Source organism: Kitasatospora sp. NPDC041917 (genome assembly GCF_055589745.1).
In genome coordinates this window covers 38,595-51,791 of sequence record NZ_JBVJBI010000004.1, presented here as the reverse complement: position 1 = coordinate 51,791, position 13,197 = coordinate 38,595, and the positions used below count along the sequence as shown (strand labels likewise).

At 75.2% G+C, this 13,197-nt stretch carries 11 protein-coding genes and 1 pseudogene; 1 reads left to right on the top strand and 11 read right to left on the bottom strand.

Features of this window, described 5'->3' with window-relative positions:
- Positions 1-22 precede the first annotated feature (22 nt).
- From ACZ6EM_RS05960 to ACZ6EM_RS05915, 10 genes and pseudogenes are all read right to left on the bottom strand, one after another.
- Positions 23-1,468 carry a protein kinase domain-containing protein gene (locus tag ACZ6EM_RS05960; protein WP_465771805.1) on the bottom strand — a complete coding sequence of 482 codons (1,446 nt, stop codon included), beginning with the start codon at positions 1,466-1,468 and terminating at the stop codon, positions 23-25.
- Between the two features lie 313 nt (positions 1,469-1,781).
- Positions 1,782-2,396 (bottom strand): bacterial proteasome activator family protein, encoded by a 615-nt coding sequence (locus tag ACZ6EM_RS05955; RefSeq protein ID WP_380353386.1) that lies wholly within the window; start codon positions 2,394-2,396, stop codon positions 1,782-1,784.
- 366 nt (positions 2,397-2,762) lie between these two features.
- The gene (locus tag ACZ6EM_RS05950) at positions 2,763-3,581 is read right to left on the bottom strand and encodes a hypothetical protein (protein WP_465771804.1); all 819 of its coding nucleotides are present in this window, start codon (positions 3,579-3,581) and stop codon (positions 2,763-2,765) included.
- A 150-nt stretch (positions 3,582-3,731) separates the two neighbouring features.
- On the bottom strand, positions 3,732-4,709 hold the full coding sequence (locus tag ACZ6EM_RS05945) for an NAD(P)H-quinone oxidoreductase (RefSeq protein WP_465771802.1): 978 nt from the start codon (positions 4,707-4,709) through the stop codon (positions 3,732-3,734).
- Positions 4,710-4,752: 43 nt separating this feature from the next.
- Positions 4,753-5,814 (bottom strand): potassium channel family protein, encoded by a 1,062-nt coding sequence (locus ACZ6EM_RS05940; RefSeq protein ID WP_401045272.1) that lies wholly within the window; start codon positions 5,812-5,814, stop codon positions 4,753-4,755.
- On the bottom strand, positions 5,811-7,019 hold the full coding sequence (locus ACZ6EM_RS05935; protein WP_452178192.1) for a molybdopterin molybdotransferase MoeA: 1,209 nt from the start codon (positions 7,017-7,019) through the stop codon (positions 5,811-5,813). The genes ACZ6EM_RS05940 and ACZ6EM_RS05935 overlap by 4 nt, the downstream gene beginning before the upstream one ends.
- Positions 7,016-7,957: pseudogene (locus ACZ6EM_RS05930) on the bottom strand (NTP transferase domain-containing protein). The gene ACZ6EM_RS05935 and the pseudogene ACZ6EM_RS05930 overlap by 4 nt, the downstream one beginning before the upstream one ends.
- Positions 7,958-7,973: 16 nt before the next feature.
- Positions 7,974-9,005, bottom strand: coding sequence for an MBL fold metallo-hydrolase (locus tag ACZ6EM_RS05925; RefSeq protein ID WP_465771801.1), 1,032 nt, complete (start codon positions 9,003-9,005; stop codon positions 7,974-7,976).
- Positions 9,006-9,114: 109 nt separating this feature from the next.
- Positions 9,115-9,306 (bottom strand): hypothetical protein, encoded by a 192-nt coding sequence (locus ACZ6EM_RS05920; RefSeq protein ID WP_401045280.1) that lies wholly within the window; start codon positions 9,304-9,306, stop codon positions 9,115-9,117.
- A gap of 69 nt (positions 9,307-9,375) precedes the next feature.
- Complete coding sequence (locus ACZ6EM_RS05915) at positions 9,376-10,137, bottom strand: polyprenol monophosphomannose synthase (RefSeq protein WP_380541303.1); 762 nt, start codon at positions 10,135-10,137, stop codon at positions 9,376-9,378.
- Positions 10,138-10,472: 335 nt separating this feature from the next.
- On the opposite strand from ACZ6EM_RS05915, the gene manA reads away from it, so the two are divergent.
- Entirely contained in the window at positions 10,473-11,651 is a 1,179-nt protein-coding gene (gene manA, locus ACZ6EM_RS05910) for a mannose-6-phosphate isomerase, class I (RefSeq protein ID WP_465771800.1), read from the top strand.
- Between the two features lie 23 nt (positions 11,652-11,674).
- Here manA and dnaB read toward each other — a convergent pair whose 3' ends face one another.
- Positions 11,675-13,150 (bottom strand): replicative DNA helicase, encoded by a 1,476-nt coding sequence (gene dnaB, locus ACZ6EM_RS05905; protein ID WP_401045291.1) that lies wholly within the window; start codon positions 13,148-13,150, stop codon positions 11,675-11,677.
- Positions 13,151-13,197: the final 47 nt, after the last annotated feature.

The window sequence follows — 13,197 nt, the reverse complement described above, 5'->3', positions numbered from 1 at the left end:
CCCCCGAACCGGCCGGAATCCGTCAGAGCAGGCCATTCCGGTCGGCGGGGAGGTCGACGACCAGCACGTTGGCGGGACGCTCCCCGTGGCTGTACTTGCCGCCGGTCTTCACGTCCGCCTTGTTGACCACGATGGCGATGATGATGCCCGCGAGCACCAGCACGCCGACGATGATCCCGATCACGACCACGGCCGTCGAGCAGCCGCCGCCGGTGGGCGCCTTGGGCTGCTGGTACGGCGGCATCGGCTGCGGCGGCGGGGTGTGCGCCTGCGGCGCCCCCTGCTGCAGGAACTGCGGGTGCGGGGTGTGCGGGGCCTGCGGACGCGGGGGCTGGAAGGCGGGCGGCGGGGTCTGGTACTGCTGCGGGAAGGGGTGCGGGGTCTGCGGCTGCGGCGTCGGGTACGCCGGCGGCGGGGTCCGGTACTGCTGCGGCCCGCCCTGCTGGAGGTACTGCGGCTGAGGCGTCTGCGGGTTGTGCGGCGCCTGCGGGGCCTGCGGGGCCTGCGGGGCGGCGTGCACCGAGCGCGGACCCTCGTTGATCACCAGCGGGGTGCTGGCCTGCAGCCACTGCCCGTTGCCGCCGCCCTTGGCGGCCTCGATCAGCCGCTCCGCCTCGTCCCGCATCGCCGCCGCGCTCTGGAACCGGTGCGCCGGGTCCTTGCGCAGCGCCTGGGCGACGAAGGCGTCCACCTCGGGGGTGACCGAGCGGTTGAGGGTGGAGGGGGCCGGCGGCTCCTCCTGGACGTGCTTGTAGGCGATCGAGAACGCCGAGTCGCCGTCGAAGACCAGCTGCCCGGTGATCATCTCGAAGAGCATCACGCCGACCGAGTACAGGTCGGAGCGGGCGTCCACCGGCTTGCCGAGCGCCTGCTCGGGCGAGAGGTACTGCGGGGTGCCGACCACCATGCCGGTCTGGGTCATCGACGTGACGCCGGATTCCAGCGCACGGGCGATGCCGAAGTCCATGACCTTGACGTTGCCCTTGCGGTCGAACATGACGTTGCCGGGCTTGATGTCGCGGTGCACCAGGCCCATGTCGTGCGAGGCCTCCAGCGCGTTCAGCACGCCGATGGTGACCTTCAGGGCCTCCTCGGCCGGCATCGCGCCGTACTGGCCGATCGCCTCGTTGATCGCCTCGCGCAGACCCTTGCCGTCGATCAGCTGCATGACGATGTACGGCGTGCTGGAGCCGTCCGCGGCGACGTCCTCGCCGCTGTCGTACACCGTGACGATGTTGGGGTGCTCCAGCCGGGCCACGGCCTGGGCCTCGCGGCGGAACCGCTCCTTGAACGAGTCGTCCCGGCCCAGCTCGCTGTGCATGCTCTTCAGCGCGACCTGCCGGTCCAGCACGCGGTCGTGGGCGAGGTGCACGGAGGCCATGCCGCCCTCGCCCAGCAGCCGCTGCAGCACATAGCGGCCGTTGCCCAGCGAGAAGCCCTCGACCGCCGCGTTGCCGTGCTCGCTCATGGTCCTCTGCTCCCCCTCGGCGCGGGCGTGCTCGCCGCAGCCTGACGTTCGGTCTCGTCCGTGCGTGGTGGGCCCGGCCCGCTGGCCCGGCGGGCCCCTGTCGCGGCGGTTCCACCGGCCGGCGACAGGGGTCAGGGTATCGGCTCGCGCCGACGGTGATCGGCCCAGGGCCGGGGAGCGGTCCCGGGCCGCCGGCCCCCGGTCCCGGTGGGCGGGGCCGGGGCGGACCGTCGTGGTACGTCCGGTCCGGCGGCGGTCCGGGCGGACCGGCCGCACCCGCCGGCGGGTACCGGCGGGTACCCGCCGGGTGCGGCTACAGGTAGGGACCGGAGCGGATGCCGCGGCCCGGGCCCGGCTCGTCCTCGTCCGACTCGCCGCTGTTCAGACCGGGCGGCAGTGCCCGCCGCATCTGCTCCAGCTGGGCCCGCGCCGCCATCTGCTGCGCGAACAGGGCCGTCTGGATGCCGTGGAAGAGGCCCTCCAGCCAGCCGACCAGCTGGGCCTGGGCGATCCGCAGCTCGGCCTCGGTCGGGATGGTGTCGTCGGTGAACGGCAGCGACAGCCGTTCCAGCTCGGCGACCAGCTCCGGGGCCAGTCCCAGTTCGAGCTCCTTGATCGAGCTCGCGTGGATGTCCTTCAACCGGGCCCGGCTCGCCTCGTCGAGGGGCGCCGCCCGGACCTCCTCCAGCAGCTGCTTGATCATGCTGCCGATGCGCATGACCTTGGCGGGCTGCTCGACCATCTCGGTCACCGGGAGCTCACGCGGCACGTCGCCCTCGTCGTCCCCGTCCCCGACCGTGCCGGCGAACCCCTGGCCCACGGGCAGCCCGTCCGGTCCGACGATCAGCACCTTCTGGCCGTCCTGCGACTGCCCGCCGGCGGCCCGGAAGGGCTCCTGCGACGGGCGCTCGTTCATCGGATTCGTCATGAACAACATTCTCTCTCACTGGGGTTGGTCGGGCGGAAGCCCCCGGTCGTCCCGCCGTCCTGCGCCACCCGTGACGAAGGTACGCCCCCGGCCGCCGCACGGGAATCCGTACGGATACTCAGTTCCCGCTCCCCGGCCGCCGCCCGCCCGCCGACGGTGCCCCGGCCCGGACCGCACCGGCCCGCCGCCGCGCGCCCGCCGGAAGCCCGGCCCCGCACCGGGCGCGCCGCCCCCGGGAACGCTCCGGTTCCGCCCCTGAGCCCCGGAACCGCCCGCCCGGACGCGGTCCCCGAGCCGCAACACCCGAGCCGTGGCACCCGAGCCGCGGGCACCCGAGCCACCGCACCCGGCCGCGGCACCGGCGCCTCAGCCCTTGCGCAGCCGCACGCCGACCAGTCCCAGGCCGCAGCCGATCAGCCCCAGGCCGACGCCCAGCGGCAGCTGGGTGGTGGAGGCGTCCTGCCAGTGGACGGGGAAGATCGCGGGCACGGCGGCGACGGCCGCGACCGGCTGTCCGGCGGCAGTGGCGGCGTCCGCGGTGTCCACGGCGGCCGGGTCCGGGACGGCGGCATCGCCGGGAGCCTCGCCCTCCGCCGCCTTTCCGTCGGTCTTCGGCGGCTCGGCCTCGACCCCCTGCTCCGGGGCCTGCTCGGCGGCCTGCTCGGGGGCCTGCTCCGGGGCCTGCTCCGGAGCCTGCTCGGGCGCCTGCTCGGGCGCCTGCTCGACGGCCTGCTCGGGCGCCTGCTCCGGAGCCTGCTCGGGCGCCTGCTCGGGCGCCTGCTCGACGGCCTGCTCGGGTGCCTGCTCCACGGCGGCGTCGGAGCGCTCGGGCAGCGAGGCCGGGTGGTGCCGGTGGGCCTGCGGGAGGTCGCCGTCCGGCTTCGGCTTCGGATGCGGGTGCGGCACCGGCCGTCGCCGCGGCGCGGCCACCGGCCCGGAGGTGTCCGGTTCCCCGCCCTGCCCGGCGCTCGCCCCCGCCTCCGGCGAGGGAGCGGCCTCCGGCGGGGACAGCACTGCGGACGAGGGCAGTGCCATCGCCGCCGAGGCGGCGGCCAGTGGGAGCGCGAGCCCCAGCACGGCCGCCGCGACCAGCCGCTGGACACGGCCCGGGGAGCGGCGGGAAGTACGACGGTGGTGCGGCGCGACGGGCAGCGGCCCGAGGGATGCGTGCGGTGATGCGGCCACGGTCGGAGTCCTTCCGACGGCCGACGGCGCCCGGGGGCGGGATCGGCGGCGGGACTGCTCCGGACCAGATTCCCACGCCCCCGGCGCTACGGCATTTCGGGCGATTTCACGCCCTGCCTGCCGTCGCCCCGCCGCCGGGCCGCCCCCTTCTCAGGCCCGCAGCACGACCTTCCCGACCTGCTCCCCGCGCTCCAGCACCCGGTGCGCCTCGGCCACGTCGGCCAGCGGCAGCACCCGGTCCACCACCGGCTGCACCACCCCGGACTCGACCAGCGGCCACACGTGCTCCCGCACCGCCGCGACGATCGCCGCCTTCTCCGCCAGCGGCCGCCCGCGCAGGTTGGTGGCGATCACCGCGCCGCGCTTGCGCAGCAGCGCGTTGAGGTCGAGCTCGCCCGTCACCCCGCCCTGGAGTCCGATGATCACCAGTCGCCCGTTGACCGCCAGCGCGTCCACGTTCCGCTGGAGGTACTTGGCGCCCATGATGTCCAGGATCACGTCCGCCCCGGCCCCGCCGGTGGCCTCCCGGAGCGCCTCGACGAAGTCCTGCTCGCGGTAGTCGATCAGGATGTCCGCGCCCAGCTCTGCGCAGCGCGCCAGCTTCTCCCGGCTGCCCGCCGTGACCGCGACCCGCGCGCCGACCGCCTTGGCCAGCTGGATCGCCATCGTGCCGATCCCGCTCGCGCCGCCGTGCAGCAGCACCGTCTCGCCGGGCCGCAGGTGCGCGGTGAGGAAGACGTTGGACCACACCGTGCAGGCGACCTCGGGCAGCGCCGCGGCCTGCTCGACGGACAGCCCCGCGGGCAGCGGCAGCAGCTGCCCGGTGGGCACCGCGACCCGCTGCGCGTAGCCACCGCCGGACAGCAGGGCGCACACCTCGTCGCCGACCGCCCAGCCGGACACCCCGGGGCCGAGCGCGACGATCCGCCCGGCGCACTCCAGCCCCGGGTAGGGCGAGGCGCCGGGCGGCGGGTTGTAGAAGCCCTGCCGCTGGAGCAGGTCGGCACGGTTGACGGCGGTGGCCGCCACTTCGACCAGGACCTCGCCCTCGGCGGGCACCGGGTCGGGCACCTCGGCCCACACCAGTGCCTCGGGACCTCCGGGTACGGGAATCGTCATCGCATGCATGCCCCGAACCTACTGCGGGGCCGGGGCGGTTGCGCGCTACGGCTCAGCCGGTCGGCGGGACCGTACTGGACTTGATGACGATCACCCGGTCGGTGAGCTGGAGCACGGCGGCCTCCGGCTCGGTGTAGTTGAGCACCCGTCGGCCCCGGACCACCGCGACCACCAGGTCCGCGCACTCGCGCGGGCTGTGCCCGGCCTCCGCCCGGGTGACCGGGCGCTCCACCACGTCCAGCCCGTTGCCGTACGTCAGCAGGTCCTCCATCACCGCCCCGGCGTGCGGGCTGAGCATCGACATCCCGAGCAGCCGTCCGGCCGAGCTGGAGCTGGTGACCACGACGTCGGCCCCGCTCTGCCGCAGCAGCGGCGCGTTCTCGTCCTCCCGGACGGCGGCGACCACGGTGGCGGTCTTGTTCAGCTGCCGGGCCGTCAGCGTGATCAGCACGGCGGTGTCGTCCCGCTCCGGTGCGACCACCACCCGGGCGGCGGTGGGCAGCGCGGCGCGCACCAGGGTGTCGGTGCGGGTGGCGTCGCCGACCACCCCGACCAGGCCGTGCTGGGCGGCGTGGTCGATCACCTTGCGCTGCGGGTCGACGACGACGATCTCCTCCTTCTTCACCCCCTGTCCGAGCAGGGTGTCGACGGCGCTGCGGCCCTTCGTCCCGTAGCCGATGACGACGGTGTGCTCGCGCACGGTGGACCTCCAGCGGTTCAACCGCCATTGCAGGCGGGTCCGTTCGGTGAGCACCTCCAGGGTGGTGCCGACCAGGATGATCAGGAACACCACACGCAGCGGGGTGATCACGAAGATGTTGGTGAGCCGGGCGCTGTCGCTGAACGGGGTGATGTCGCCGTACCCGGTGGTGGAGAGCGTCACCGTGGCGTAGTACGCCGCGTCCAGGAAGCTGAGCTCGCCCCCGGCGTTGTCGTTGTAGCCGGCCCGGTCCAGGTAGACGATGAACGAGGTGGCGACCAGGACGGCGAGCGCCAGCAGTAGCCGGAAGCCGACCTGCCGGACGGCGGGATCGGCCCGCCGGGCGGGCAGCACGATCCCGGCGTCCGCCCACGGCTCCGTCCCCGGGGCCAGGTTGCGTCGGAATCGGTTCACGGCACCTCCAGGAGTTCGACCGGCTCCCCCGCCGCCGCCCCGCCGGGCGGCACCACGGCCAGCGCCTCGGCCCGGGCGAGCCCGCGCAGCATCGCCGGTCCGTCGAAGGGCAGCGGCAGGACGCCCTCGGCGGTCCGCCGGACCGGGTGGAGCCGGGTGTCCGTCCGGTGCCCGGGCAGGGCCGCCGCGGCCGGGGCGAGGACGGGGGCGCCGACGGTCCGTCCGCTGCGGGCGTGCAGCAACGGCAGGGCGAGGGTGACCGTCCCGGCGACGGCGGCCAGCGGGTTGCCGGGCAGGCCCACCAAGTGGCGTCCGCCGGGGAGTTCGGCCAGCAGCATGGGGTGGCCCGGCCGGACGGCGACGCCGTCCACCAGCAGCCGGGCGCCGACGTCGGCGAGCGCCCGGTGCAGGAAGTCGACCGGCCCGGCGGCCGTTCCGCCGGTGGTGACCACGAGGTCCGCGGTGGAGTGCCGCAGCGCGTCCCGGAGCAGCCCGAAGTCGTCCCGGACGTACCCCACTTCGGCCGGGTCGGCGCCGGCCGCCCGCAGCCAGGGCGGCAGCAGCGGCCCGAGCGCGTCCCGGACCAGCCCCGGCCCGGGCACCCCGGCAGTGAGCAACTCGTCGCCCAGGACGAGCAGTTGGACCTCCGGGCGACGGTGGACCGACAGCCGGTCGTGGCCGCAGGCGGCGGCCAGGCCGAGCACGGCCGGCCCGACCGGAACGCCGGACGGCAGCAACTCCTCGCCCCGGCGGCACTCCTGGCCGCGCGGGCGGACGTCCTGGCCGGTGGTCAGCGGCTGCGGGCCGCGGTCGTGCAGCAGCACGCCGTCCGTCCGCCCGTGCTCACGGCGCAGTACGGCGGTGGCTCCGGGCGGGAGTTGGGCGCCGGTGGCGATCTCCACGGCGGTGCCGTCGGCCAGCTCGGCCGGTTCGGCCCGGCCGGCCAGCACCCGGCCGGCGACCCGCCACGGACCGGGGCCGGCGACCGCCCAGCCGTCCATCGCTGAGGTGTCGAAGGCCGGCAGGTCGGTCAGCGCGGAGAGCGGCTCGGCGAGGGTGCGGCCGAGCGCCTCGGCCAGTGGGGCCCGGACCCCGGGCAGCGGGCGCAGCCCGGCCCGGCGCGCGGTCTCCCGGGCCCGGGGCCAGCTCAGCACGCCGGGGCCGGTGGACGGTGCGGCCACGGTGGACTGTCCGACCGCGCTCACGACTCGTCCGGCCGCTCGGCGGCGCCCCAGCGCTCGGCGAGCGCCTCGGTCCGCCGGGCCGCCTCGGCGACGGCCTGCGCCCCGCCGCCCTGCCGGGCGGCCGCGTAGCCGATCAGGAAGGCGGTCAGCGGTGCGGCCGGCCGGGCCACTCCGTGCGCGACCACCCGGGCCGTGTCGAGCAGACCACGGACGTCGACGTCCAGGTCGATGCCCAGGTCGGCCTTGACCTCGGCGATCCAGTCATCCAGCGTGCGCTCCATGCGCCCATGCTGCCCGATGGCCGGTTCGCCGAGGTGTTCGCCCCGTGTGCGGCGCGCGTCGTTTCGCTCACACGCCGGTGACGGTGCCGGTGGGGGTCACGTCCGGTCGCGCTCGCGGGCCTGCTCCAGGTCCTCCCAGGTGTCGCAGTCGTAGGCGACGTTGTCGGTGTCGGCCACCCGCAGCCGGGCCAGCCCGCCGACCAGGCGGCGCAGCGGCTGGTCGGCCGGATCGCCGAGCGCGGCCAGCGCGGCGCGCAGCGGGCCGGTGCGGTAGGCGGCGGCGAGCGGCTGGTCGCGGCCGCCCGCGTCGACCAGCACGGCGGCGTCCGCGGCCGCGCCGGCCCCGTCGAGGGCGGCGACCAGCCGTTCCACCGTCCGCCGGTCCAGGAAGGGCAGGTCCGCGGCGAGCAGCAGCACGGTGTCCGCGGTGACCAGGCCGAGCCCGGCCGCGACGGCGGCCACCGGCCCGCCGCCGGGCGGCCGCTCCCTGGTCCAGTGGACGCCGCCGAGCACGGTCGGCCGGGCCGGGCCGACCACGACGGCGGTACGGGCGCCCGCGCAGGCGGCGAGGACCCGGTCCAGCAGGGTGGTCTCGCCCACCGTCAGCCCGGGTTTGTCGGCGCCGCCGAGGCGCCGGGCGGCCCCGCCCGCCGGAACGATCACGTCGTACGGCGTCATGCGGCCAGTATCCGCCCTACCGCGCCGCGGTCCCGTCGTCCTCCGGCCGCTCCGGCCCCTCCTGCGCGTCCTGGGCGTCCTGGGCGTCCTGGGCGTCCTGGGCGTCCGCGCCGGGCGCGGTCCCGGCCGCGCGGGCGGTGTTGGCCGCCGCGCCCAGCTCCAGGATGGACGGCAGGGTCAGCTCCCCGTACCGCTCGTTCATCGCCGTGACCAGCGCCTCCGGGTCGTCCGGGTGCTCGGCCAGCAGCCGGTCGAAGTCCTGGAGGTACTCGCCGGTGAAGGCCAGCACCCGGGCGGCGTCGTCGCCCTGGCCCGGGGCGCGGTGGCCGGCGATCACCCGGTCCGCGCCGAGGTCGGCGATCCGGCCGAGGTTGTGCCCCCAGGTGGTGCGCTGGGCCGGGGTGGTGTCGGCGGTCCAGACGTGAGTGCCGTTGTGGACGAAGTCCCCGGCGATCACGGTGCGGACGCTCGGCACGTGGACGACCGTGGAGTCCCCGCAGTCGGCCTGGCCGAGCAGCAGCACGGGGATCACCTGGCGGTCCAGCATCAGCGGCTGCGGCAGCAGCGGGGCGGGGATCAGCGGGTGGTCCGGGATGTCGTCGCCGTACACCGGCTTCCACTGCGCGACCTTCGCGGCGACGGTGCGCCGGATGCCCTCGACCACGGCCGGGGCGGCCAGCAGCTGCGCGTCGGGGAAGAGCCGCAGCACCTCCTCGGCGCCGAAGTAGTGGTCCGGGTGCTGGTGGGTGACCACCACGGCGAGCAGCCGTCTGCCCTTGCCGGCGACCCACTCGGCCAGCTCGCGCCCGGCGCTGCGGGTCAGCTGGGCGTCCACCAGGATCGCGGTCCGCTCGCCGAGGATCAGCGTGGAAGTGGCGAAGAAAGCCGACTCGGGGCCGGTGAAGACGGCGACCTCCAGCGGCCGGGCCGGCTGTCCGGCCTCCGGCGGCTCGGCGCCCGCGGCCGGCCCGGCGGGCCCGCCGGAGCGGTCCGGCCCGGCCTGGGCACGCTCCGCGCCGGCGCTCTCCTCGGACGGGGACGTCGTCACGGGCTGCTCCCTCTGGTCGGCGGTCGGATGTCCTGCGCCCTACAGCATGGGAGCACCGGCGGCCGAATGCCCGGAAGGCGCGCCCGGCGGGGCGCGCCTCCGCTCCACGTCACACCCCGCTCCGGGCGGCCGGTCCCCCGGCCCGGCGGGCGGCCCGCTCCGGCTCGGCCATCACCTGCCCGCGCGGCGCGAAGGCGGCGGCCCGCTCGGCGCCGCGGGCCTCGGCGGGGGCGGATCCGGCGCCGGTGCCGTGCACGTCCGGGTGCGGGAGCGGGTCGGCGACGAGGTCCCGGTGGATCACATGCGGAAGGGCCCGTCCACCGGTTCCGGCGGACGGGCCCTTCGGCCACGGGGAGGGCTGTTCGGTCGGTCAGCGCTGGGCGCCGCGCAGCCGGGCCAGCCGGTCGGTGACGCCCCAGGTGGTCACCCGCCACAGCGCCTCGACCACGATGCTGCGGCTCATCTTGGACGCGCCGAGCTCGCGCTCGACGAAGGTGATCGGCACCTCGGCGACCTTGAACCCGGCCTTCACCGTGCGCCAGGCCAGGTCGACCTGGAAGCAGTACCCGGCCGAGGCGACCTCGTCCATGCCCAGGCCCAGCAGGGTCTCCTTGCGGAACGCCCGGTAGCCGCCGGTGACGTCCCGGATCGGCACGCCCAGCATCAGCCGCGAGTAGGTCGAGCCGCCGCGCGAGAGCAGCAGCCGCGACTTCGGCCAGTTCACCACCCGGCCGCCCGGCACCCAGCGCGAGCCCAGCACCAGGTCGGCGCCGCGCAGCGCGCCCAGGAGCCGGTCCAGCTCCTCGGGCTGGTGCGAGCCGTCCGCGTCCATCTCGACCAGGACGTCGTAGCCGTTGTCGATGCCCCAGCGGAAGCCCGCGAGGTAGGCGGCGCCCAGGCCCTCCTTGCCCTTGCGGTGCATGACGTGGACGTGCTCGTCCTCGACGGCCAGCTTGTCGGCCAGTTCGCCGGTGCCGTCGGGGCTGTTGTCGTCGGCGACCAGCACGTGCGCCTCGGGCACGGCGGCACGGACCCGGCCGACGATCCGCTCGACGTTCTCCGCCTCGTTGTAGGTCGGGATGATCACCAGGACCTTGCCGAGATCAGCAAAACTCTGCTGGTTCACGGTCACGTACAAACCTCTCGGCCGATGGCGGGGGTCTCGGAACACCGGCGCCCGCACTCTGGAACGCGGCTCCGCCGGCAACCCGCCGGGGAGGACCCGGTGGCGAACTGCGCGCAGGGCGGAGGCTACTGCGTCCTGGCATCCTACTACCGCGCCGGGAACCACCCGCCCGACCGTGGCACTCCCACCCGATGCCCGCCGTTTCCCGTTGGGTGACACCGGTCGGCTAGGGTCGTTTCCCTTGCCCGTGCCCGGACCGCCCGCACCACCGGGACCATCCCGGCGATCCGGACTCGGGACATCCGGGGCCGCCCAGACAGCGAAGGAGTAGGACCGCGCGCATGGACAGGCTCGTCAACACCGTCCGCCCGTACGCCTGGGGGTCGCTCACCGCCCTGCCCGAGCTGCTCGGGCAGCGGCCGACCGGTGAACCGCAGGCCGAGCTGTGGATGGGCGCCCACCCCGGGGCACCGTCGCGCGCCGACCGCGGCGAGGGCCCGCGCCGGCTGGACGAGCTGATCGCCGCCGACCCCGAGGGCGAACTGGGCGCCGCGAGCGTCGCCAGGTTCGGCCCGGCCCTGCCGTTCCTCTTCAAGGTCCTGGCCGCGGGCATCCCGCTGTCCATCCAGGCCCACCCCACCCTCGACCAGGCCCGGGCCGGCTTCGCCGCCGAGAACGCCCTCGGGATCCCCCTGGACGCCCCCGAGCGCAACTACCGGGACGCCAACCACAAGCCCGAGATGGTCTGCGCGCTGGGCGATTTCGAGGGCCTGTGCGGCTTCCGCCGGCCCGCCGGGGCGGCCCGGCTGCTGACCGGACTCTCGGTGCCCGGGCTCGCCCCCGTGATCGAGCGGCTGGCCGCGGAGGACGAGTCCGAGGCGCTGCGCGGTGCCCTGACCGCCGCCCTCTCGCTGGACGGGGAGACCGTCCGGCGGACCGTCGAGGTGCTGGCGCTGACCGACCCCGACGGGGAGTACGCCCCGTACGCCCGGATCGCCGAGGACTTCCCGGACGACCGCGGCGTGATCGCCGGCATGCTGCTCAACCACGTCCGGTTGCGGGCCGGCCAGGCGCTCTACCTGGGCGCCGGGGTGCCGCACGCCTACCTGTCCGGCGTCTGCGTGGAGCTCCAGGCCAACTCCGACAACGTGCTGCGGGCCGGCCTCACCCCGAAGCACATCGACGTGCCGGAGCTGCTGGAGGTCGTGGTCTTCGAGGCCGGCGCCCCCGAGGTGCTGGAACCGGCCCCGGTGCCGGGCACCCCGGGCGAGGAGCTCTACCCCGTCCCGATCGACGAGTTCCGGCTCTCCCGCTTCGTCCTGGACGGCACGGAGCGCGGGATCGACGGCCGCACCCCGCAGATCCTGTTCTGCACCGAGGGCGCCACCCGCCTGACCGCCGCCGACGGCACCGTCCTGGACCTGGCCCGCGGCCAGTGCGCCTTCCTCCCCGCCACCGGCACCCCGACCCGCCTCCGCGGCACCGGCAGCACGCTGTTCCGCGCCACCGTCACCGTCTGACCGGCCCCCCTGCGCGCTCCGGGTCAGTCCCGGGTCATGTCGACGAAGCGCGAGTAGTGGCCCTGGAAGGCCACCGTGATGGTCGCGGTCGGACCGTTTCGGTGCTTGGCGACGATCAGGTCGGCCTCGCCCGCGCGCGGGGACTCCTTCTCGTAGGCGTCCTCGCGGTGCAGCAGGATGACCATGTCGGCGTCCTGCTCGATCGAGCCGGACTCGCGGAGGTCGGAGACCATCGGCCGCTTGTCGGTGCGCTGCTCGGGGCCACGGTTCAGCTGGGACAGCGCGATGACCGGGACTTCCAGCTCCTTGGCCAGCAGCTTGAGGTTACGGGACATGTCCGAGACCTCCTGCTGACGGTTCTCGGCCCGCCGGGAGCCGCCGGACTGCATCAGCTGGAGGTAGTCGATGACGACCAGTTTGATGTCGTTGCGCTGCTTCAGCCGACGGCACTTGGCCCGGATCTCCATCATCGACAGGTTCGGCGAGTCGTCGATGAACAGTGGTGCCTCGCTGACGTCGGGCATCCGGCGGGCCACCCGCGTCCAGTCGTCGTCCGTCATGTTCCCGGAGCGCATGTGGTGCAGCGCCACCCGCGCCTCGGCGGAGAGCAGGCGCATGGCGATCTCGTTGCGGCCCATTTCGAGCGAGAAGATGACGCTCGGCAGCTTGTGCTGGATCGAGCAGGCCCGCGCGAAGTCCAGCGCGAGGGTGGACTTGCCCATCGCGGGACGGGCCGCGATGACGATCATCTGGCCCGGGTGCAGCCCGTTGGTGAGCTGGTCGAAGTCGGCGAAGCCGGTCGGCACGCCGGACATCTGGCCCTGCCGGGAGCCGATCGCCTCGATCTCGTCGAGGGCGCCCTCCATGATGTCGGCGAGCGGCGCGTAGTCCTCGCTGGTGCGCTGCTCGGTGACGGCGTAGATCTCCGCCTGGGCGGCGTTGACGATCTCGTCCACGTCGCCCTCGGCCGCGTAGCCCATGCCGGCGATCCGGGTGCCCGCCTCGACCAGCCGGCGCAGCACCGCGCGCTCGTGCACGATCTGGGCGTAGTACTCGGCGTTGGCCGCGGTCGGGACGGAGTTGACCAGGGTGTGCAGGTACGAGGCGCCGCCGACCCGCTGGAGCTCGCCGCGCTTGGTCAGCTCGCCGGCCACGGTGATCGGGTCGGCCGGCTCGCCGCGGGCGTAGAGGTCGAGGATCGCGCCGTGCACCATCTCGTGCGCGGGCCGGTAGTAGTCGGCCGGCTTGAGCACCTCGACCACGTCGGCGATGGCGTCCTTGGAGAGCAGCATGCCGCCCAGGACGGACTGCTCGGCGGCCAGGTCCTGCGGCGGGACGCGCTCGAAGCCGTCCGCCCCGCCGTCGCCGTCGCCCTCGTCCCGGCGCTGCCGGCCGCCCTCCGACCGGCCGCCCTTGCCGCCCTTCTGGAAGCCGCCCTTCTGGAAGCCGTCGCGGCCACCGCCCTGACGTCCCTCGCCGCGGCCGCGCGAGACCGGCAGCCGGTCCCCCGGGCCGTCCGGGAAGGGCGCGTCGTCGAAGGCGCCGG